This is a genomic window from Nocardioides albertanoniae, from assembly GCF_006716315.1.
Lineage (GTDB): Bacteria > Actinomycetota > Actinomycetes > Propionibacteriales > Nocardioidaceae > Nocardioides > Nocardioides albertanoniae.
In genome coordinates, this window is record NZ_VFOV01000001.1 from 4,910,471 (window position 1) to 4,932,323 (window position 21,853).

Consider the following 21,853-nt stretch of genomic DNA (forward strand, 5'->3'; position numbering starts at 1 on the left):
TACGCCGAGTCGGCTCGTCCTAACCAGATCCCCCGCCGAGTCGGCTCGTTCTAACGAGCCGACTCGGCACTCATTCGTGTCAGGACGGGCCGACTCGACGCTGATTTCGGTCAGAGCGAGCCGACTCGACAGTTATTCGTGTCAGAACGAGCCGACTCGACGGCGATGGGGTCAGAACAGGCCTTGGGCCAGCTGGGTCGGCGATCCGAAGCGGTGGGCGGTGACGGAGACTGCCTGCTCGCGGAGGAAGGTGAGCAGCTCGACGCGGCCGGCCTCCAGCACGGGCTGGGCGTAGAGGGCGATGTCGACCCGGCCCCGGCTCGCGGCGGCGAAGACCTCGCGCGACCCACCGAGGAGACGTACGCGGCCGGGCGCATCGGCCCCCGCAAGCGTCGCTGTCCACGCGTCGGCATCCTCGACCACATAGGTGGCGCCGCTGGCGCGCACCAGCGCGACGACTCCGTCGTCGAGATCGGCCGCGACGGAGACCGTCACGGGAGCCTCCGCGGCGACGCCCGCGGCAACGACCCGGAGCAGGTGGGCGATCGGCCCGCCTTCGTAGCGGATCGTGACCGGCACCGTGGAGTAGCGCAGCACGTTGACCTCGGCGATCAGTCCGGAGACGTCGCGGGCGGTGCCGAACTCACGCGCCCACACGGCCGCGTCGGAGCCGGTGCCGCGCTCGAGCATCTCCATGTCGTCGAGCTGCAGGTCCTGGGCGCGGTCGACGAGAGCCTGGACGGCTGCCGACGGCGCGGCGAGCTCGGCGGCGGGCGCCGAGACCCAGTCGCTGAGCCCGACCAGGTAGTTGGGGCCGCCGGCCTTGGTGCCCGCCCCGACGGCCGATTTCTTCCAACCGCCGAAGGGCTGGCGGCGCACGATCGCACCGGTGATGCCGCGGTTGACGTAGGCGTTGCCCGCCTCGACCGAGGAGAGCCACGACGAGATCTCGCTCCGGTCGAGGGTGTGGATGCCGGCGGTGAGGCCGTAGTCGACCTGGTTCTGGATCTCGATGGCCTCCTCCAGCGAGTCGGCGGAGACGAGACCGAGCACCGGGCCGAAGTATTCGGTCAGGTGGAACTCGGAGCCGCGCTCGACCCCGGTCTTCACACCCGGCGACCAGAGCTTGCCGGTGTCGTCGAGCTGACGCGGCTTCACCAGCCACGACTCGCCGGGAGCGAGCGCGGTGAGCGCCTTCAGCAGCTTGCCGGAGGCGGGCTCGATGACCGGTCCGACCTGCACGGTCGCATCGGTCGGGTAGCCGACCTGGAGCGAGGTGACCGCGTCGATCAGCTGGTCGCGGAAGCGCCGCGAGTTGGCGACGGAGCCGACCAGGATGCCCAGCGACGCCGCGGAGCACTTCTGCCCGGCGTGACCGAAGGCGGAGTAGACGAGGTCCTTGACCGCCAGGTCGAGGTCGGCGTCGGGAGTCACGATGAGCGAGTTCTTGCCCGACGTCTCGGCCAGCAGCGGCACGTCGGGACGGAACGTACGGAAGAGCTCGGCGGTCTCGAACGCACCGGTCAGCACGAGCCGGTCGACCAGCGGCGACGCGATCAGCGCGCGACCGACCTCGTTCTCGGGCACGTGCACGAGGCGCAGCACCTCCTTCGGCACACCGGCAGCCCACAGGGTCTCGACCAGCACCGAGCCGCAGCGCTGAGCCTGCGGGGCCGGCTTGATCACGACGGCCGACCCGGCCGCGAGCCCCGCGGCGACGCCACCGGTCGGGATGGCGAGCGGGAAGTTCCACGGCGGTGTGACCAGCGTGAGCCGCACCGGCCGGTGACGCGCGCCGTCGACCTCGTCGAGCTCCTCGGCCAGGCTCGCGTAGTAGTTGAGGAAGTCGATCGCCTCGGAGACCTCGGGGTCGCCCTGGTCGAGCGTCTTGCCGCACTCCGAGGCTGCGACCTCGAGCCACTCGGCCCGGCGGTGCTCGACCTCGACCGCGGCGGCCCGCAGCACGGCGCCCCGCTCGGCACCGGTCTTGCTCGCCCAGTCGGCCTGCGCGCCGACGGCACCCTCGAGCACCGACTCGACGGCGTCCACCGAGGTCAGCGTGTGGTCGGCGACGAGCTGGTCACCCAACGTCGAGGACGCCACCCGCGCGGTGATCGCCTTGCCCCACGCGCGGTTGCCCGGCAGGTGGGGGTCGGTGTCGGGGGTGTTGTCGAAATCGACGAGCACCTCGTCGCTGACGGGCTGTCGCCGGTCCTGGGTGCGATTCGGCTCGGGCACCGAGGAGTCGACGGCCGCCAGGGAGCGTACGAAACGGGTCTTCTCGCGCTCGAAGAGCGTCTCGGAGGTGTTGAGGTCGAAGACGGCCGACATGAAGTTGTCGGTGCTCGCGCCCTCCTCGAGACGACGCACGAGATAGGAGATCGCGACGTCGAAGGCCTTCGGGTGCACGACCGGCACGTAGAGCAGCAGGCTGCCGACGGTCTCGCGCACGGCCTCGGCCTGGCCCTCGGCCATACCCAGCAGCATCTCGAACTCGACCGAGTCACGAACACCGCGCTGACCCGCGAGGATCCAGGCGTACGCCACGTCGAAGAGGTTGTGGCCGGCGACGCCGAGCCGCACGTTGTCCATCCGCTCGGGCGTCAGCGCCCAGGAGAGCACCCGCTTGTAGTTGGTGTCGGAGTCCTGCTTGGTCGACCACGTGGCGACCGGCCAGCCGTGCAGCGAGGCCTCGACCTGCTCCATCGGCAGGTTGGCGCCCTTGACCAGGCGCACCTTGATCGCCGCGCCGCCTCGCGCACGTCGCGCGGCCGACCACTCCTGAAGCCGCATCATCGCGCTCATCGCGTCTGGCAGGTAGGCCTGCAGCACGATGCCGGCCTCCAGGTCGGCCAGCTCGGGCAGGTCGAGGAGCCGCGTGAAGACGTCGATCGTCATGTCGAGGTCGCGATACTCCTCCATGTCGAGGTTGATGAACTTCTTCGACCCGGCGGCCGACGACTTCGCCGCATAACGGTAGAGCGGGAGCAGCCGCTCGACGACGTGGGCGACCGCCTCGTCGTAGGCCCACGCCGAGTGCGGTGCGACCGGCGAGGAGACCTTCACCGAGACGTAGTCGACGTCGTCACGCTCGAGCAGCTTGCGGATGCCGGCCAGACGGTGGTCGGCCTCCTTCTGCCCCAGCACGGCCTCGCCGAGGAGGTTGATGTTGAGGTCGACCCCGCGCGCCCGGAGCTTCTCGACGGCCCGGCCGAGCTTGCGGTCGGTGGCGTCGATGAGCAGGTGACCGACCATCTCGCGCAGCGCGCGACGCACCACGGGGATGACGAAGCCCGGCGCGACCATCGAGACCAGCGCGCCCAGCTTGAGGCCGAGGCGGAGGTGCCACGGCAGGAAGCCGGGGGTGTTGCGGGCGAGATCCTGGAGCGCGGCCGCCGCGGCACGGGGATCCTCGGGGCGGATCACGCGGTCGACGAAGCCGACGGTGAAGCCGAGGCCGGCGGGATCTTTGAGAACGTCGGCGAGGCGCTGAGCGGCGGGATCGGCCGGCTTGGTCGAAGCCGTCTCCAGCCAGCTGCGCACGAGGTGGTCGACCTCGTCGATGAGCGCGTCAGAGGTGGTCATGCTCCCGAGTATGCGACCTGTATCACGTAAGATAAAGCGATGTTTCCTGAGGATGATTCATAAGCAGAGATGAACGTTTAGATGCTCGACGTACGCCGCCTCCGACTGCTCGCGGAGCTCGCCGCCCGCGGCACCCTCGCCGAGGTCGCCGAGGCGCTCCACCAGAGCCCGTCGTCGGTCTCCCAGCAGCTCGGCCAGCTCGAGAAGGAGGTCGGGGTGCCGTTGCTGCGCAAGACCGGGCGACGGGTGCAGCTCACCGCTGCGGCCGAGGTGCTCGTCGAGCACACCACCGAGATCCTGGCCCGGCTCGAGGCGGCCGAGGCCGCGGTCACCGCGCTCGGCGACGAGACCGCCGGCACCGTGCGGGTCGCCGTCTTCCAGTCCGTCGCGCTCGCCTACATGCCGCAGGCCCTCGCCGACCTGACCCGCCGCCATCCGCGGCTGCGGGTCATGCTCTCCCAGCGCGCACCCGAGCAGGCGCTCAACGACCTCGCCATGCGCGAGCTCGACCTGGTGGTCGCCGAGTTCTACCCCGACCACGGCGCTCCTCACTTCGAGGGTGTCGACCGGCAGCCGCTCACCACCGACCGGCTCAGGCTCGCCGTGCCGCCCGCGGGATCGGGGCCGGCCTGGGACGCCATCACCTCTCTCGCCGATGCCGGCCGCGTGCCGTGGGCGATGGAGCCGCCGGGCACGGCGTCGCGTCACTGGATCGAGGAGCAGTGCCGCCGGGCGGGATTCGAGCCCGAGGTGCGCTACGAGACCGACGACGTCGAGGCCCATGTCGCGCTGGTCGAGTCCGGCAACGCCGTCGCCCTGCTCTCCGACCTCATGCGCGTGCGCCACCGCACGGCCGTGCGGCTCATCGAGCTGCCGGCGTCGCCTCGGCGCACGGTCTTCACTGCCACCCGCACCACCATCGCCGAGGATCCGGGGATCATCGCGTGCCGCGCGGCACTGGCCCGCGTCGTACCGCCCGACCTGACCCTGCCCGACCTGACCCTGCCCGGCTGAGCCTGCCCGGCTGAGCCTGCCCGGCTGACGGATCAGCCGAAGAGCTCTTCGAGCGGCTGGTCGTGGTCGACCGTGAGCCCGTACGCCACGGTGCGGGTGTCGATCATGGCCAGGATGCACTCGGTGACGACGTCGGTGAGGTGCTTGGCGTCGGGGATGCGCTCGTCGAGGTGCACCCAGCGGCGTACGGCACCGAAGACCATCCCGATCAGGCCGTAGATGAGCGGGTCGATCGCCTTCTTGTCGACCTCGGAGACCTCCACCTGGGCCAGCTCGAAGGCGGTCAGGATGAGCTCCCTGATCCGCACGGCGATCCGGTCGAGGCCCTGCTGGAGAGGTCCGCTGCCGTTGGGTGCGGTGTCGACGTCGGCCACCTTGTGCAGGAGCGGGTGCTCGAGCGCCCAGTTGACGTAGGCGCCGACGGTGCGGGCGATGATCTGCCGCATCGAGCCGGTCAGCTCCATCGCCGGCAGCAGCCTGGCCCACAGCCCGGCGAGGATGTCGGCCTGGATGGCCAGGTCGAGCTCGCGGCGGTCGGCGAAGTGACGGTAGACGACCGAGCGGGAGAGCCCGGCGGCCTCTCCGATCGACTGCAGGCTGATGCTGGCGCCCTCGACCTCGATCAGGCCGATCGCAGCGTCGACGATGCGCTTGCGTCGGTCATCGTTGTGCCGCTTCCAGCGCACCGCCCGGCCATCCATAGTGGGACCATCGTAGTCCCACGTACTTCACGCCGGTCATGGAACCGGTGTCGCACTTACCGCAACGACGCGGCGCGATGACCTCAGCCGAAGCGGATCACACCGTCGGCGACCTGCGCCCCGAGCGCCCTCATGTCGACGAGATAGTTCTGTTTCGCCGCCCAGGGCGCCCGGTCGCCGGCCTTCGGCATCTGGTCCAGCGAGCGCTGGATGTAGCCGGAGGCGAGATCCATGAACGGTCGCTCCTCGACGCTCGGGTCCCGGGTCACCGAGGCGACGTCGTAGCCGTTCTCCTCCATGAAGTCGAGCAGCCGGATCACGTAGTCGGTGACCAGGTCGGCCTTCAGCGTCCACGAGGCGTTGGTGTAGCCGATCGTGTAGGCGAAGTTGGGCATCTCGGTGATCATCAGGCCCTTGTAGGCCATCTGCTCGGGCAGGCTGATCGCCTCACCGTCGACCGAGTAGTCGATGCCACCGAAGAGCTTGAGGTTGAGCCCGGTCGCGGAGATGACGACGTCGGCCTCGAGCGTCTCGCCGGACTCGAGCTCGACGCCCTTCGGCACGAACGTCTTGATCCGGTCGGTCACCACCGCGGCGTAGCCCTCGCGGATCGACTTCATCATGTCGCCGTCGGGCACGAAGCAGATGCGCTGGTCCCACGGGTCATAAGGCGGGTTGAAGTGGGTGTCGACGTAGGCCACCGCCTCGTCCTTCGTCATGCCGGGTCGGCCGCCTCGGGCGGAGAGACCGCTGATCCACTGGTCGCGGATCGCCTTCTTGACGACATTCGGCGCCTTGCGGGCCAGCAGGTAGGTGCCGACCGTGAGGCCGATGTTCTCCCAGCGGACCGCCTCGTGGCCGACCTTCTCGCGCACGCGCTTGAAGGGGAGCTTGTCGAGCAGGCTGAACGGCGCCGACTTCAGCAGCGCGGCGATGGCGTCCTGGCCCGGACGGGAGAGGATGTACGTCGGGGTGCGCTGCAGCATCGTGACCTTCTCGGCCCTGTCGTCGCCCTTGCCGGCCAGGTTGGGCAGCAGGGTGACGGCGGTCGCGCCGGAGCCGATGATGACGACCTTCTTGCCCGCGTAGTCGAGCTCCTCGGGCCAGTGCTGGGGGTGGACGAAGGTGCCTTCGAAGTCGTCCAGGCCGGCGAACTCGGGCTGGTAGCCGCCCTCGTAGTCGTAGTAGCCCGTGCAGTTCCACACGAAGCCGGCCGTGATCTCGTCCGGACCGTCGGGCGTCTCGACCGAGACCGTCCACTGCTTGTCGGCGGAGCTCCACGCGGCGCCGTCGACCTTGTGGCCGTAGCGGATCAGCTTGTCGATGCCGTAGTCCTTCGCCGTCTGACGCAGGTAGTCACGGATCTGGTGACCGTCGGCGAGCGCCTGGGAGCTCTCCCACGGGCGCCAGCGGAAGGCGAAGGTGAACATGTCGGAGTCGGACCGGATCCCGGGGTAGCGGAACAGGTCCCAGGTGCCACCGCTGGCCTCGCGCTGCTCCAGGATCGCGAGCGTCTTTCCGGGCAGGCGCTCGCGGAGCTGGGCGGCGGCGCCGATGCCGGAGACGCCGGCACCGATGATGAGTACGTCGACATGCATATCGCCAGGCTAGCCGGAACCAGGGTCATTGCGACACCCTGTCCCACTAACTTTTGCAAGCACAGCAGATTCCTACCGCTGAGGAACGGACCGGCAACATCGCCGATTTTCCCTTCCAGGCGTACCCGCGGGTCACTACGCTGCCGTCGGCAGCCGTGGGGGGCGGCACGCGTCCACGGCGATCCGAGGTCTGACACCTGTCGCTTTCGATGGCCGGGGCTGCGCCACGAACCCGATCGCAAGGTGCGATCCATGGTCTTCGAAAGGTTTTCGAGTGTTCAGTTTCGTTCGCGCCGGCGCGGTTGTCGCCGGCATCGCCCTGGCCGGCCTCGCGACGGCTCCGGCGTTCGCCACCGGCGATCACGGTCACGGTGACCCGAAGGGCAACAACGGCACCGTCAAGATCATCAAGCACGGCAACATCGACGACATCCCTGACAACGAGCCCCACGTCGGCTGCCAGCTCGATGTCGAGTGGTACGGCTTCGACGAGGGCCAGGACGTCATCTCGAAGATCAACTTCGAGCTGCACGCCCCGACCCTGACCGGCGAGCTCACCGTCGACGGCCCGTCCGAGGTCTACGTCGGCGAGGACGCCGCGTCCGGCGCCGGCAACGACCTCGACGCCCGCCAGACCTACACGCTCTCCTCCACCGGCCTCGCCCACCCCAAGCAGGGTTTCCACGTGAAGGTCACCGTCGAGACGCCGCACAGCAAGGGCAACGAGACGAAGTCGAAGGTCCTCTGGTTCCAGAACTGCGAGACCGAGGAGCCCACCGAGGAGCCCACGCCGACCCCGTCCGAGTCGACGCCCGCCGAGGAGCCGTCCGAGGAGCCGTCTGAGACCCCGACCGAGGCCACCCCGGTCGCCGACGAGCCCGCCGAGGAGACCTCCTCCGCTGCTCCGGTCGCCGAGGACGACTCCGCGGTGCCGACCAACATCGACGCCGGTCTCGCCGGCGAGAACGACTCGCCCGTGCCCGCGATGTGGCCGCTGCTGGCCATGCTCGCCGGCGCTGCCGCCGCCGGCACCGCGCTCGTCGTGGTCCTGCGTCGCCGCGCTGCCGCTCTGGTCCGCAACGACTGAGCTCACCCGCTGAGAGAACGGCGCGGCGTACGACCTTCGGGTCGTACGCCGCGCCGTTTCTCGTTCGCAGCTGTGTTGGTCCTCAGTCCTGCACCGCGGCGCCCTTCTCGATGAGTGCGTCGACGTCGGCGACGCCCCAGGCGGCGAGCGCGTCGCGGGTGTGCTGACCGGCGCTGGCCGACGGCGCCGCACCCAAGGTGGAGGCCGTGCGGCTGAACCGCGGAGCGGGAGCGGGCTGGGTGACACCGTGGTGGGTGACGTACGTCTGGCGGGCCTGCAGGTGGGGGTGCTCGGCGGCCTCGGACGGGGTGAGCACGGGGGCGACGCAGGCGTCGGTGCCCTCGAAGAGCTCGGCCCACTCGGCCATCGTCTTGCTCGCGAAGGTCTTGGCGAAGAGGTCGCGCATCTCGTCGTAGCGCTCCATCTCGTACTGCCCCGGGCAGACGCCGTCGAGCCCGAGCCGGGTGACCATCTCGGCGAAGAACTTGCCCTCGAGCGCACCGACCGCGACCTGGCGGCCGTCGGCGGTGTCGTAGAGCGCGTAGAACGGCATCGCGCCGTCGAGCAGGTTGCTCTGCCGCTGCTCGTGCCAGGCGCCGGAGGCGAGCATGCCGGAGATCATCGTGGCGAGGTGGGCGGTGCCGTCCACGATCGCCGCGTCGACGACCTGGCCCTCGCCGGTGGTCTTGGCCTCGACGAGCGCCGCGAGGATGCCCATCACCAGATAGGTGGACCCACCACCGAAGTCACCGAGCAGGTTGAGCGGGAAGTGCGGTCGGGCGCGGTCCTGACCGAGCCCGTTGAGCACGCCGGTGGTGGCGATGTAGGTGAGGTCGTGGCCGGCCGACTGGGCCAGCGGGCCGTCCTGGCCCCAGCCGGTCATCCGGCCGTAGACGAGGCGCGGGTTGCGCTCCAGGCAGGTGTCGGGGCCCAGCCCGAGGCGGTCGGTGACGCCCGGACGCAGCCCCTCGATGAGCACATCCGCACTCTCCACCAGCTGCAGGACGGTCTCGACGGCGTCAGGGTTCTTGAGGTCCAGCGCGATGCTCGGACGGCCGCGGGTCAGCAGATCTCCGGAGCCACCGCCGAGCACATTTCCGCCCGGGCGGTCGACCCGGATCACGTCCGCGCCCATGTCGGCCAAGAGCGTGCACGCGTGCGGCCCCGGCCCGATCCCGGCCAGCTCGACGACCTTGACCCCGCGGAGGGGACCCGTGCCCTGGCCCAACGTCACTGTGGATTTCTCCATCGACTCAGTCATGCGAGCGATCTTCGCAGAGTCGGTTACCGTACGTCAGTCTTGCAGTGCACGGACCGGACCGGTCCAGGAAGGCGAACCGTTGTCCCGCGACACCAGCCCGCCCCCTCCTCCGAACTCGTCCCAGCCCCTCACCTCCGACGACCCGCGCGAGGTGGGGCCGTACGTGCTCCTCGGGCGTCTCGGCCGGGGCGGGATGGGCGTCGTCTACCTGGGCAGGTCCGCCGACGGCGCGCTGGCCGCGGTCAAGATCATCCTTCCCGAGCTGGCCGCTGACCAGTCGTTCCGGCGACGGTTCGGGCGGGAGATCGAATCTGCGATGCGCGTCCGCAGCCGGTTCACCGCCCGCGTGCTGGCCGCCGACGCGGAGGCCGAGCAGCCCTGGCTGGCGACCGAGTTCGTCCCCGACCCACCGCTCAACCGACGGGTCGGTCCGCACGCGGCGCTGCCGGAGGCCGACGTACGCACGGTGGTGGACGGCACCGCACAGGCGCTGCGAGCGATCCATGCCGTCGGGCTCGTGCATCGAGACATCAAGCCCGGCAACATCCTGTACGGCACCGGCGACCCGTGCGTGATCGACATGGGCATCGCGAGGTCGGTCGACGACACCGCGCTGACCCAGACCGGGCGCAACGTCGGCACCGTGGGCTACCAGGCTCCCGAGCAGCTCCGCACCGGCACGTTCTCCAGCGCGGTCGACATCTGGGGCCTCGGGCTGGTGGCGTTCGTGTGTGCCACCGGCGAGTGGCCCTACGCCGGCGAGATCGGTTCGATGGGCCACCTGCTCAGCGACGAGCAACCCGACCTCGGCCACTGCCCCGACTATCTCCGCCCGCTCGTCCAGGCCTGCCTGGCGTCCGACCCCACGGCCCGCCCGACCGCCGAAGACATCGTGGCTGCCAACGGCGACTGGACCCGTCTGGGCCCCCGCGTCTCCCTGGAGGCCGACACCGAGGTACGTCCGACGTCGTCGAGCACCGGCGCCGCGGACGTCGCGGGCGACACCCCCGCACCTCATCAGGCACAGACCCACCCCGAGACGGAGGCTCCGACGGGCGCTCGCCGTTACCGGGTCATCGCCGCCGTCGTCGCGGCGATCGCGGTCCTGGCCACGGCCGTCGTCGTCTTCGCCGTCACCCGCGGCTCGACGCCCGACACCGTCGCGGTGGACCCGGCACGGTCGGGCTCGAGCTCGTCGGCAGGTGCATCTGCCGGGTCGAGCGCTTCGGGCAACGGACGGAACGTCCCTGACGGCGCGATCTCGCTCGGCGGAGAGTCGGCGTCCGGCCGGCCGTCCGCCCCCTCCTCGGCCGACGAGGCGTCCTCCGGAGCGAAGACCTTCGACGTCGGCACGGTGACGATCTCGGGCAGGGCGAAGTACGGCACCCGGTTGACGGCCGCCGCCTCCGGCTGGGCTCCGGCACCGACGAGCGCGACCTGCGTCTGGTATCGCGACAACAGTCGGCTCAGCACGGACGGGTCCTGCGCGTACACGGTCCAGACCGGCGACATCGACCACCGGATCAAGGCGGTGCTCACCGGTCGCGCGAGTGGCTACCGGGCGGCGGACCGCTCCTCGGCGTACACCTCGACCGTGACGAAACCCTGGCTCGACGTGCCCGTTCCGACGCTGTCCGGCACCGCGCGGGTGGGCCGGTCGGTGACCTGCTCCACGACGGAGCAGTCGGGGGTGACGTACCGGATCAAGTTCTACCGCCGCACCGACAGCGGCCCGGTGCAGTTCGGCGGCACCCGCGAGAAGGCCACGCCCAGATCCTCCGCGACGGTCCCGAAGAAGGCACAGGGTCGCGAGATCTACTGCACGATCCACGGCATCAAGACCGGATACAAGAGTCAAGCGCGTGAGAGCGACACACGCGGGCCCGTCAGAGCGGCGTAACTGCCACCTTGCCCGCTGGTCCGATACGCTCCGACGCACACCTGCACAGGAGAGAAACGTTGTCTCGGGACACCCCCGCATCCCCCCAGCCCCCGGTCCCGTCGGGCCCGACCCAGACCGGATCGACCCCGATCGGCCCGACCCCGACCGGATCGACCCAACCCGGCCCGATCCCGCCCAGTCCGCTGACCGCGAACGATCCTCGCGAGATGGGGCCGTACTCCCTGACCGGCCGCCTCGGGCACGGCGGCATGGGCGTCGTCTATCTGGGTGAGGACGAGCACGGCACCAGAGCCGCGGTGAAGGCGATCCTCCCCGAGCTCACCTCCGACCCCGGGTTCCGTGCCCGCTTCGAGCGGGAGATCGAGGCGGCCAAGAAGGTCCGGAGCCGGTTCACCGCGGACGTCCTCGCCGCCGACCCCGCCGCGGAGCACCCGTGGATGGCGAGCGAATACATCGCCGATCCGCCGCTCAGCCAGCTGGTCGCATCCGGCGAACGGCTCTCCGAGATCGACGTACGCCAGCTGGTCGCCGGGGTCGCCGAGGCACTCGCCGCGGTGCACGGCACCGGCCTCGTGCACCGTGACATCAAGCCGGGCAACATCCTCTACGGCACCACCGACCCGTGCCTGATCGACCTCGGCATCGCCCGTGCCGTCGACGGGACCGCGCTGACCCAGGCCGGCAAGGCCGTCGGCACCTACGGCTACCAGGCACCTGAGCAGGTGCAGACCGGCACCTTCTCCGCCGCCGTCGACATCTGGGCGCTGGGTCTGGTCGCCTTCGTCGCCGCCACCGGCCGCTGGCCGTTCAGCGGCGAGATCGGCTCGATGGGTCATCTCCTCAAGGGCGAGTCGGCCAACCTGAGCTTCTGCCCCGACTACCTGCGTCCGCTGGTCGCCGCCTGCCTGGCCGAGGAGCCGACCGCACGCCCATCGGCCGCCGACATCCTCGCCACCAACGGCGACTGGTCGCTCCTGCCCGCTCCGGTCACCTCCGAGGAGGAGACCACCATCCGTACGCTGTCGGGGATCCCTGCGGTCGCGCCCGCTGCTGCCGAGCCGCCCGAGCCGGCGGCACCGACCGATACGGCCGACCTGATCGCGCCGGTGACGCCCGCGACGATGCCGGTTGCGACGCCGGGGGCCGACGCCGCGGCCTCCTCCGGCAAGAGCCCTGCGTCCGCACAGCGCGGACGCCGCCTGAAGATGGCGTCGCTGGTCGCCGCAGCGGTGGTGCTGCTCTCGGCGGGCGTCGCCGTCGCCTCCAACCAGGGGCTCGTGCCCGGTCTCGGCAACACCTCGGCCACCGTCGACACGTCTCCCTCCGCGAAGCCGACCGCCGGCGGCGACAGCGACGCACCGGCCTCCTCGGCGGACGCCGCCTCGACCACCGTGCCGGATCCCGGCGTGACCGGTGCACCCGACGACGGCGCCGAGACCGTCGAGGAGATCGTGCCCGGCAGCGTCGAGGTCAGCGGCGAGGCGGTGCCCGGCGGGTCGCTGGTCGCCAGCGCGGTCGGCTGGGACCCGATGCCGACCGACAGCTACTGCGTCTGGTCCAGCGGCGGCACCGAGATCCTCGACGGACCCTGCGGCTACAAGGTCCGCGACTCCGACGCCGGCTCCTCGATCACGGTCACCATGACGGGCTCCGCCGACGGGTTCGCCAAGGCGAGCGCGTCCGGCTCCTCCGCCATGGTCAGCGAGCCCGTCGAGGAGCCCTCCGACGAGACGCCGACCGCCGAGCCGACGGAGTCCGAGACGCCCGAGCCGACCGAGACCCCGACGGAGCCGACGGAGCCGACCGAGACACCCTCGGCGTCGGAGTAGGCGCCGTTCCCGGGGGTCGAGGCCCTCGGATCGAGCCCGCTGCGAGAGCCAGATCACACGGTTGCAGAGGTTGGATCGATCAAGGTGGCCCGGGCTCCCGGGATGCCGATAATCGAGCCTGGCGGGGTGTGCCGTCCCTTCTTCCCGAGCAACCGAAAGTTGAGCTGTGAGCAACACCGACGAGACCTTCAACGACTGGCAGCACCGCGAGGAGCTCGCGGAGACGATGATCCCGATCATCGGCAAGCTCTACCGCGAGAAGGATGTCACCATCCTGGTTCACAGCCGCTCGCTGGTGAGCAAGTCCGACATCTCGATCCTCAAGGCTCACCGCTTCGCCCGCCAGATCGAGGGTGAGGAGCTGTCGGTCACCGACACGTTCCCCCTCCTCCAGGCTGTCGCCAAGCTCGACCTGGGCCCCTCGAAGATCGACCTCGGCCAGCTCGCGATCCAGTACGCCGCCGACGACCGCGGCCTCTCCGTCGACGACTTCGTCGCCGAGAAGCTCGCCGGCGCCACCGGTGAGAACAAGATCGAGCGCAACGGCGGCCAGGACGTCGTGCTCTACGGCTTCGGCCGCATCGGCCGGCTCGTCGCCCGGCTCCTCGTCGAGAAGGCCGGCTCGCGCCACGGCCTCCGCCTCAAGGCCGTCGTGGTCCGCAAGGGCGGCGAGGACGACCTCGTGAAGCGCGCCTCGCTGCTGCGCCGCGACTCGATCCACGGCCAGTTCGCCGGCACGATCACGGTCGACGAGAAGAACGGCGTGATCATCGCCAACGGCAACCCGATCCAGTTCATCTACTCCAACGACCCGACGACGGTCGACTACACGGCGTACGGCATCAACGACGCCATCCTGATCGACAACACCGGCAAGTGGCGCGACCGCGAGGGCCTCTCCAACCACCTGCGTCCGGGCATCAAGAAGGTGCTGCTGACCGCGCCGGGCAAGGGCGACGTGCCCAACATCGTGCACGGGGTCAACCACCAGACGCTGACCGGCGAGGAGAAGATCATCTCCTGCGCCTCCTGCACCACCAACGCGATCGTGCCGCCGCTGAAGCTCATGGAGGACCGTTTCGGCCTCGTCCGCGGTCACGTCGAGACGGTGCACTCGTTCACCAACGACCAGAACCTGCTGGACAACTACCACAAGGCCGACCGCCGCGGCCGCTCCGCACCGCTCAACCTAGTGCTCACCGAGACCGGTGCGGCCTCCGCCGTCTCCAAGGCGCTCCCCGACCTGAAGGCGAAGATCACCGGCAACTCGATCCGCGTCCCCACCCCGGACGTATCGATCGCGATCCTGTCGCTCTCGCTCAAGAACGAGACGACGAAGGACGAGGTCGTCGAATACCTCCGCGAGGCCTCGCTCACCGGCGAGCTGCGCCGCCAGGTCGACTTCACCACCGCCCGTGACGCGGTCTCCTCCGACTTCATCGGCTCCCGGGCCGCCTCGATCATCGACGGCAACGCGACCATCGTCGACGGCGACTCCGCGATCCTCTACGTCTGGTACGACAACGAGTTCGGCTACTCCTGCCAGGTCGTGCGCACCGTGCAGTCGATCTCCGGCGTCGAGTACCCGACGTTCCCGGCCCCGGCCGCGGTCTGACTCGACCCTACGCTGCCCCGTCTCGTCCGCTCTCCGGACGGCACGGGGCAGCGGCATTCCAGGCCCGGAGGATGGCATCGACGCTGGTCAGGCCGACCTGAGCGACATCGCGGAGGACCGGCGTCGACCGCAGCCACTTCTCGTACTCGATCCGCTCCTTCTGCTTCTCGGCATCGCCTCTGAGCCAATCGACCTCGCGCAGCGGACCGTTGGTCGGTGCGCCCCAGACGGTCACCGTCGGCCCGTGCTCGAGCGGCAGCCAGGTCTCCTCGATCTGCTCGAACCAGGCGCCCGGCGGTTCGACCTCGAAGGTACGAGGCGGCGTGCTCCGGTTCGCCGCCGGCGGGGTGCCTTCGTCGTAGGTGTGGCCGGTCACCTCCGCGCCGAACACCACCCAGCTGGCGACCGTCGCGACCAGCGGAAACCGGCGGCCGCCCAGGCAGCCCCAGCGGTCGAGGAACATGCCGAGGAGGAACGGCACATACCAATTCCTTCGCACCACCTCGGCCTGTTCCTCCCAGGTCTGCGAGAGATCGAACCTGCGATCGCGCCCGAGCCTGACGATGACCGGGCGGACCGCATCCAGCGTCTGATCCGTGCAGCGCGGCCGGGCCAGCAGCTCGGCCAGCCTGCGCTCGTCATAGGCGATCGCTCTGCCCGCTCTCTGTCCCGGACCGGCGAGGCCGGCGGTCAAGACCCGGTTCGCCTCGACCTTCCCGATCATGTGCAGCTCGCAGATCCGACGTATCGCCTCGCGCGTCGTCACCCGTGTGGTTGCCCCCATGGCAGGGACGCTAGGCACGGAGGCCGCATCGGCCAACACGAATTCAAGAGCCTGTGGAAAACCCTGTGGATAGTTCGCCGATGGCCATGCCTCACAAGGCGGACTCGCTCCTTTTACTAGACGATGACACCTTGTGAACGATTCACAAGGTGTCATCGTCTAGTAAAAGCCGGATATCAGGCTCCCCGCCGGCGCTCAGGATCGGACGCGAGCCAGGAAGGCGCGGGTGCGCTCCTCGACGGGGTCACCGAACAGCTGCTCCGGCGGACCCTGCTCGAGCACGCGGCCACCGTCGAGGAAGCAGACCTTGGTGGCCACCTCCCGGGCGAAGGACATCTCGTGGGTGGCGAGGACCAGCGTGGTGCCGGCAGCAGCCTCGGCCCGGACGATCTCCAGCACATCGCCGACGAGCTCGGGATCGAGGGCCGCGGTGATCTCGTCCAAGAGCAGCAGGCGCGGCCGCGTGCACATCGCCCGCACCAGCGCGACCCGCTGCTGCTGACCGCCGGAGAGGGCGTCGGGGTGGGCGTCGGCCTTGTCGGCGAGGCCGAACCGGGCCAGCAGCTCCCGGGCACGACCAGTGGCCTCACCTGCACCGACACCGTGCACGCGCACCTGCGCCAGCGTGCAGTTGTCGAGCACGGACAGGTGCGGGAAGAGGTTGTAGGCCTGGAAGACCATCCCGATCTCACGGCGCACCGAGCGCGGGTCGACGAGCGGGTCGGAGATCTCCCGTCCGTCGAAGGTGATCACGCCGTCGTCGATCGTCTCGAGCAGGTTGAGGCAGCGCAGCAGGGTCGACTTCCCCGACCCGGACGCGCCGATCAGACAGACCACGTCGTGCTCGGCGACGGTCAGGTCCAGGTCGTCGAGCACAGCCCGTCCGCGGTAGGCCTTCCGCAGCCCGGTGGCCTCCAGCAGCGCCGTCATCGGCCTTGCTCCTTCTCGATCTGTCGCCGCATCAGCCAGTCGGTGAGCCGGGTGAGCGGCACCGCGACGACGAGGAAGTACGCCGCGGCGACCAGCAACGGCGTGCCGTTGAAGTTGTAGCCCTGGTAGTCCTGGGCCGCCCGGAGCGCCTCGAAGACACCGACAGCCGAGATCAGCGCGGTGTCCTTCTGCAGCGAGACAAGGTCGTTCATCAGCGGCGGCACGACGCGGCGTACGGCCTGCGGAAGGACCACGAAGCGCATCGTCTGGGCTCGGGTGAGCGCGAGTGCCTCGGCCGAGGCGACCTGGGTCGGGTGGATGGCCAGGATGCCCGCGCGGAAGACCTCGGCGACGTAGGCGCCGTAGCAGAGCACCAGGGCGAACGTCGTCAACCAGAACAGCGAGCTGGTCACCCCGGCCAGCCCCAGCGCCGGGATGCCGATGCCGCAGATGACCACGACCAGGATCGACGGCACGCCACGGAACAGATCGGTGTAGCCGGTGGCCAGGAGCCGCAGCGGCGCCAGCCACGGCGAGGTCGTCTGGCGTGCGATGGCGACGACGGCGCCGAGCACGAGCACGCACGGCTCGGCGACCAGGAAGATCCGGATGTTGATCCAGAACCCCTCCGCGATCGCCGCGAACGAGTCCCGTGCGTGCGACCAGCTCAGGAAGTAGTCGCGGACCCGGTCCCACCCCGGCGAGGAGAGCACGAGCACCACCAGCCCGACCGCGACCACGACGGTCACCACGGTCGCGACGGCGATCTGCTGGAGTCGCAGCCGGCGGCGTACGGCCTGCCTCTCGAGCTCCCGCTCGCTGGGCGACCAGCTCACTTCAAGACCGGCACGGAGACGACGTCGGAGAGCCACTCCTTCTCGAGCGCGGCGAGCGTGCCATCGTCGTCGAGTGCCGCCAGCGCCTCGTCGAGGCAGGGCGCCAGGCCACTGTCCTTCTCGGTCAGCAGCCCGAACTCCTCAGGCTTCTCGCTGCTCTCGAACTGCCCGGTGATCGTGCTGCCCTCGATCTCGGCACCGGTGATGTAGAACGCGGTCGGCAGGTCGAAGACGAGCGCGTCGACCTGTCCGTTGAGCAGCGCCTGCTTGGCCTGGTCGCTGGTGTCGAAGACCATCGGGTCGGTGCTCGGCTTCACGTCCTCGCGGATCGCGGTGAGCGACGTGGTCGCGGTCTGGGCGCCGAGCTTCAGGCCCTTCAGGTCGTCGAGCGAGGCGGCCTTGGCGGCATCCTTCTCCATGGTCACGACCGCCTGCGAGGCGGTGTAGTAGCCCTGCGAGAAGTCGACGACGCCTTCCCGCTCGGGCGTGACCGAGATCTGGTTGATGTCGAAGTCGAACTTCTTCGCGCCCGGCGTGTAGGAGGTGTTGAACGCCTGCTTGATCCAGACGACGTCGTCCTTCGCGAACCCGAGCTGCTCGGCGACGGCGTAGGCGACCGCCGACTCGAAACCCTTGCCGTTGCTCGGGTCGTTGTCGGAGAACCACGGCTCGTACGCCGGGGAGTCGGTGCCGATGGTCAGCTTGCCGTCCTGCTTCAGCGGCAGGTCCGCCGCCTTACAGGAGGCGGGTGCGCCGCCTTCGGCGCTGGTCTCACCCTCGCTGCCGCAGGCGGTGAGCCCGGCAGCGAGAGCCAGCGGAGCGACGAGCAGGGCAGCGAGGCGAGTGCGCACGCGCGGAATCGGCATGATCGGAATCGTAAGGGGTCCGGGCACTAGCCGCTTCTTATTACTCATGAGTAGCATACGTCCATGGCGTACGAATCCCTCCTCTCCCCACTCACGATCGGGTCGCTCACCCTGCGCAACCGGGTGGTGATGGGGTCGATGCACACCGGGCTCGAGGACCACGCGTGGGACATCCCGAAGCTGGCGGCCTACTTCGCCGAACGGGCCAGGGGAGGCACCGGGCTGATCATCACCGGTGGCTACGCACCCAACAAGCGCGGCTGGCTGAAGCCGTTCGCCAGCGAGATGAGCTCGCGGCTGCACGCCGCCCAGCACCGTCGGGTCACCGGTGCGGTGCACGAGGAGGGCGGCGCGATCGCGATGCAGGTGCTGCACGCGGGCCGCTACGCCTACACCCCGTTCTCGGTCAGCGCCTCCGCGCTGAAGGCGCCGATCAACCCGTTCAAGCCCTCGGCCCTCTCCGACAAGGGCGTCGACTCGACCGTCACCGACTTCGCCAAGAGCGTCGCGCTGGCCAAGCGGGCCGGCTACGACGCCGTCGAGATCATGGGCTCGGAGGGCTACCTGATCAACCAGTTCCTCACCGAGCGCACCAACCAGCGTGAAGACCGCTGGGGCGGCTCGGTGACCAACCGGATGCGCTTCCCGGTGGAGATCGTGCGCCGCGCCCGCGAGCTGGTCGGCGACGACTTCCCGATCATCTTCCGGCTCTCGATCCTCGACCTGGTCGAGGACGGCCAGACCTGGGAGGAGACGATCGAGCTCGCCTACGCGCTCCAGGACGCCGGCGTCTCGGTGCTCAACACCGGCATCGGCTGGCACGAGGCCCGGGTGCCCACGATCATCACCCAGGTGCCCCGCGGCGCCTGGCTCGACATGACCGCGCGGCTCAAGGCCGAGGTGTCGGTGCCGGTCTGTGCCTCCAACCGGATCAACACCCCCGAGCTCGCCGAGTCGGCGATCGCCGAGGGCAAGGCCGACCTGGTCTCGATGGCCCGGCCGCTGCTCGCCGACCCCGAGTTCGCCAAGAAGACCGCCGAGGGCCGCACCGACGAGATCAACACCTGCATCGCCTGCAACCAGGCCTGCCTCGATCACGTCTTCGCCAACAAGGCCGCCTCCTGCCTGGTCAACCCGCGCGCCGCGCGCGAGACGACGCTGGTGCTCGCGCCGACCAAGCTGAAGCAGAAGGTCGCCGTCGTCGGTGCCGGGCCGGCCGGTCTGGCCGCAGCCACCTCCGCCGCCGAGCGCGGCTTCGAGGTCACCCTCTTCGAGAGGTCCCCCGAGCTCGGTGGCCAGTTCCGCCTGGCGATGGCCGTGCCCGGCAAGGAGGACTTCAAGGACACGCTGCGCTACTTCACCCGTCGTCTGGAGGTGCTCGGCGTCGAGGTGCGCCTCGGCACCGAGGCCACCACGGCCGACCTGGAGCGCTTCGACCACGTCATCGTCTCGACCGGTGTGACGCCTCGGGTGCCGCAGATCGCCGGCTCCGACGACGACCGGGTCGTGACGTACGCCGACGTGCTGGCCGGCCGGGTCGTGCCGGGCCGCCGCGTGGCGGTGATCGGCGCCGGTGGCATCGGTGTCGACGTGTCGGCCTGGCTGACCCACCAGCCCGAGACCATGGACGAGTGGAAGGCCCGTTGGGGCGTCGGCGACCCCGCGACCGCCCGTGGCGGCCTCACCACCCCGGTGCTCGACGCGCCCGCCCGCCAGGTCACCCTGTTGCAGCGCAAGACCACCCCGATCGGGATCGGCCTCGGCAAGACCTCCGGCTGGGCCCACCGTGCCCACCTGAAGCAGGACGGCGTCAAGCAGGTCCGGGGCGCGACGTACGACAAGATCGAGGCCGGCGACGACGCGCTCACCCTCCACTACGCCGTCGACGGCGAGCCCCGGTCGCTCGAGGTCGACCACGTGGTCATGTGCGCGGGCCAGGAGTCGGTGCGCACCCTGTGGCCCGAGGCCGACGCCGACATGCAGGGCGCCTACCAGAACTGGCACCTGATCGGTGGCGCCGACGTCGCCGCCGAGCTCGACGCCAAGCGCGCCATCAAGCAGGGCACCGAGGTCGCCGCCGGCCTCTGACCCGCCGGGCGGTGACCCGATAACCTCGGGCACATGAGCGACTCGGCCAACGAAAACTGCCTGTTCTGCAACATCGTCGCGGGCAACATCCCCTCGACGAAGGTCTACGAGGACGACGAGACGTACGCCTTCATGGACATCGCGCCGGCCTCCGAGGGCCACGTCGTGGTGGTGCCGAAGACGCACACCAAGGATGTCTTGGAGGCCGACCCGGCGGTCTATGCGGCGACCGCGAAGGCCGCCCAGACGGTCGCGAAGCGGGCCGTCGAGGTGCTGAACGCCGACGGCGTGAACGTGCTCAACAACTGCGGGTCGACCGCGTGGCAGACCGTGTTCCACCTGCACTTCCACGTGATCCCGCGCTACACCGACAAGTCCAAGGACTCCCTCACGCTGCCGTGGATCCCGAAGCCGGGCGACCTCGACGCGATCAAGGCGGTCGGCGAGAAGCTCGCCTTCTAGCCCGTCGGCTCAACCCGGCAGTTCAGCCCGTAGGGGCGCCTTCGGAGTGGGCGGCGACCAGGTCGGCGTACCACCCGAAGGAGCGCTTCGGCGTACGCACCCCGGCGTCGTCGACGTGCACCAGGCCGTACTTGCCGCCGACGCCGTCCTCCCAGTCCTTGCCGGTGAACGGGGCCTCCCAGCCGTCGCGGTCGAGCAGTGTGTAGGCGTAGAAGCCGCGCACGTCGACACCGCGCTCGATCGCGGCCGAGATCGCCTCCAGATGGGCCTCGAGGTAGTCGACGCGCGCCTGGTCGTCGACCACGCCGTTCTCCACCGGCGCGTCGTAGGCGGCGCCGCACCCGGTCAGCACGATCGGCGGCATCGCGGCGCGATAGCGGGATCGGGTGATGATCAGCCACTCCCGGAGCGCGGTCGGCACGACGCCCCAACCGGTGTCGGTGGCCGGGTAGCCGACGAGCGGCACCAGCCGGAACGGGAGGTCGTCGCCCTCGGCCGAGGCGCCGATACGTTGCGGCGCGAAGTAGTTGATGCCGTAGAAGTCGAGGGGTGAGCGGATCACCGCCATGTCGCCGGGCATCACGACGTCGTCGGCGAGACCGGCGATGTCGCGCGGGTAGCGGCCCATCAGCATCGCCTCCAGCGGCACGCCGTTCCAGGCGAGGTCGACCAGCTTGGCGGCGCCGACGTCGGCAGGATCCTCCGAGAGCGGCCAGATCGGCTCGTGGTGGGTCGCGCAGCCGACCGTCGTCGCTCCGGCCGTACGCAGCACCTGCACGCCCCGGCCATGTGCCAGGAGCAGGTGGTGCATCGCCGCGACGACTCCCCAGCCGGCGCGACGCCCGGGCGCGATCGTGCCCAGGCCGTAGCCGAGATAGGCGCCGACGTTGGGGTCCTGCACCGGCACCCACTCGGGCACCCGGTCGCCGATCAGCGCGGCGACCGCCTCGGCGTAGTCGCCGAACGCGTCGACGGTGGCCCGGTTGAGCCAGCCGCCGTCGGCCGCCAGGGGCTCCGGCAGCTCGCCGGCGTAGAGGGTGGCCGACGGGCGCAGGTCGGCCTCGAGCAGCTCGTCGACGAGACGGTCGTAGCGATCGCGGGCAGCCGCATCGAGGGCACCGCGCCCACCCGGCTGAAGCTCGCGCCAGGAGACCGCGAACCGGTATCCGGGTGCACCGAGACGTTTGAGCAGGTCAACGTCCTGCTCGCCCCCCGGCCGGGTGACGTCTGCAGTGCCGAACACGAAGCCTGTCGGAAACTTGGGAAACGCCACGGCACAATCATGACTGTGACT

The 21,853-nt window shown here is 70.0% G+C and carries 16 protein-coding genes; 7 read left to right on the forward strand and 9 right to left on the reverse strand.

Annotated elements, in window-relative coordinates:
* Nucleotides 1-171 precede the first annotated feature (171 nt).
* Nucleotides 172-3,585 carry a bifunctional proline dehydrogenase/L-glutamate gamma-semialdehyde dehydrogenase gene (locus tag FB381_RS23505; protein WP_141782480.1) on the reverse strand — a complete coding sequence of 1,138 codons (3,414 nt, stop codon included), beginning with the start codon at nucleotides 3,583-3,585 and terminating at the stop codon, nucleotides 172-174.
* A gap of 81 nt (nucleotides 3,586-3,666) precedes the next feature.
* Between FB381_RS23505 and FB381_RS23510 the strand changes: the two genes are divergently transcribed.
* On the forward strand, nucleotides 3,667-4,599 hold the full coding sequence (locus FB381_RS23510; RefSeq protein WP_141782481.1) for a LysR family transcriptional regulator: 933 nt from the start codon (nucleotides 3,667-3,669) through the stop codon (nucleotides 4,597-4,599).
* Nucleotides 4,600-4,631: 32 nt separating this feature from the next.
* Here the strand turns inward: FB381_RS23510 and FB381_RS23515 are convergent, their stop codons facing one another.
* Together FB381_RS23515 and FB381_RS23520 are read right to left on the reverse strand one after the other, a co-directional pair.
* A complete protein-coding gene (locus tag FB381_RS23515) occupies nucleotides 4,632-5,300 on the reverse strand; it encodes a TetR/AcrR family transcriptional regulator (protein WP_141782482.1) in 669 nt (222 codons plus the stop codon).
* 83 nt (nucleotides 5,301-5,383) lie between these two features.
* Nucleotides 5,384-6,898 (reverse strand): flavin-containing monooxygenase, encoded by a 1,515-nt coding sequence (locus tag FB381_RS23520; RefSeq protein WP_141782483.1) that lies wholly within the window; start codon nucleotides 6,896-6,898, stop codon nucleotides 5,384-5,386.
* Nucleotides 6,899-7,172: 274 nt separating this feature from the next.
* Between FB381_RS23520 and FB381_RS23525 the strand changes: the two genes are divergently transcribed.
* A complete protein-coding gene (locus FB381_RS23525; protein ID WP_141782484.1) occupies nucleotides 7,173-7,985 on the forward strand; it encodes a hypothetical protein in 813 nt (270 codons plus the stop codon).
* Between the two features lie 82 nt (nucleotides 7,986-8,067).
* On the opposite strand, the gene FB381_RS23530 is transcribed toward FB381_RS23525, so the two are convergent.
* Nucleotides 8,068-9,246, reverse strand: a complete 1,179-nt coding sequence (locus tag FB381_RS23530) for a CaiB/BaiF CoA transferase family protein (protein WP_246088283.1) — start codon at nucleotides 9,244-9,246, stop codon at nucleotides 8,068-8,070.
* 79 nt (nucleotides 9,247-9,325) lie between these two features.
* On the opposite strand from FB381_RS23530, the gene FB381_RS23535 reads away from it, so the two are divergent.
* The 3 genes from FB381_RS23535 to FB381_RS23545 all read left to right on the forward strand — a co-directional run bounded on the left by FB381_RS23535 (nucleotide 9,326) and on the right by FB381_RS23545 (nucleotide 14,593).
* Nucleotides 9,326-11,146 (forward strand): serine/threonine-protein kinase, encoded by a 1,821-nt coding sequence (locus tag FB381_RS23535; protein ID WP_170225287.1) that lies wholly within the window; start codon nucleotides 9,326-9,328, stop codon nucleotides 11,144-11,146.
* Nucleotides 11,147-11,355: 209 nt separating this feature from the next.
* Nucleotides 11,356-12,978 carry a serine/threonine-protein kinase gene (locus tag FB381_RS23540; protein ID WP_141782487.1) on the forward strand — a complete coding sequence of 541 codons (1,623 nt, stop codon included), beginning with the start codon at nucleotides 11,356-11,358 and terminating at the stop codon, nucleotides 12,976-12,978.
* A 166-nt stretch (nucleotides 12,979-13,144) separates the two neighbouring features.
* Nucleotides 13,145-14,593: a glyceraldehyde-3-phosphate dehydrogenase gene (locus FB381_RS23545; RefSeq protein WP_141782488.1), complete on the forward strand. Its 1,449-nt coding sequence runs from the start codon at nucleotides 13,145-13,147 to the stop codon at nucleotides 14,591-14,593.
* Between the two features lie 7 nt (nucleotides 14,594-14,600).
* On the opposite strand, the gene FB381_RS23550 is transcribed toward FB381_RS23545, so the two are convergent.
* From FB381_RS23550 to FB381_RS23565, 4 genes are all read right to left on the reverse strand, one after another.
* Nucleotides 14,601-15,377 carry a hypothetical protein gene (locus tag FB381_RS23550; RefSeq protein ID WP_141782489.1) on the reverse strand — a complete coding sequence of 259 codons (777 nt, stop codon included), beginning with the start codon at nucleotides 15,375-15,377 and terminating at the stop codon, nucleotides 14,601-14,603.
* Nucleotides 15,378-15,572: 195 nt separating this feature from the next.
* Nucleotides 15,573-16,307 (reverse strand): amino acid ABC transporter ATP-binding protein, encoded by a 735-nt coding sequence (locus tag FB381_RS23555; protein ID WP_141782490.1) that lies wholly within the window; start codon nucleotides 16,305-16,307, stop codon nucleotides 15,573-15,575.
* Complete coding sequence (locus tag FB381_RS23560) at nucleotides 16,304-17,143, reverse strand: amino acid ABC transporter permease (RefSeq protein WP_141782491.1); 840 nt, start codon at nucleotides 17,141-17,143, stop codon at nucleotides 16,304-16,306. The genes FB381_RS23555 and FB381_RS23560 overlap by 4 nt, the downstream gene beginning before the upstream one ends.
* On the reverse strand, nucleotides 17,140-18,009 hold the full coding sequence (locus FB381_RS23565; RefSeq protein WP_246088284.1) for an ABC transporter substrate-binding protein: 870 nt from the start codon (nucleotides 18,007-18,009) through the stop codon (nucleotides 17,140-17,142). The genes FB381_RS23560 and FB381_RS23565 overlap by 4 nt, the downstream gene beginning before the upstream one ends.
* Before the next feature lie 63 nt (nucleotides 18,010-18,072).
* On the opposite strand from FB381_RS23565, the gene FB381_RS23570 reads away from it, so the two are divergent.
* Both FB381_RS23570 and FB381_RS23575 read left to right on the forward strand, forming a co-directional pair.
* Entirely contained in the window at nucleotides 18,073-20,097 is a 2,025-nt protein-coding gene (locus FB381_RS23570; RefSeq protein WP_141782492.1) for an NADPH-dependent 2,4-dienoyl-CoA reductase, read from the forward strand.
* 33 nt (nucleotides 20,098-20,130) lie between these two features.
* The gene (locus tag FB381_RS23575; RefSeq protein ID WP_141782493.1) at nucleotides 20,131-20,559 is read left to right on the forward strand and encodes an HIT family protein; all 429 of its coding nucleotides are present in this window, start codon (nucleotides 20,131-20,133) and stop codon (nucleotides 20,557-20,559) included.
* A 22-nt stretch (nucleotides 20,560-20,581) separates the two neighbouring features.
* On the opposite strand, the gene FB381_RS23580 is transcribed toward FB381_RS23575, so the two are convergent.
* Nucleotides 20,582-21,832, reverse strand: a complete 1,251-nt coding sequence (locus FB381_RS23580; RefSeq protein ID WP_246088285.1) for a glycoside hydrolase family 1 protein — start codon at nucleotides 21,830-21,832, stop codon at nucleotides 20,582-20,584.
* Nucleotides 21,833-21,853 lie beyond the last annotated feature (21 nt).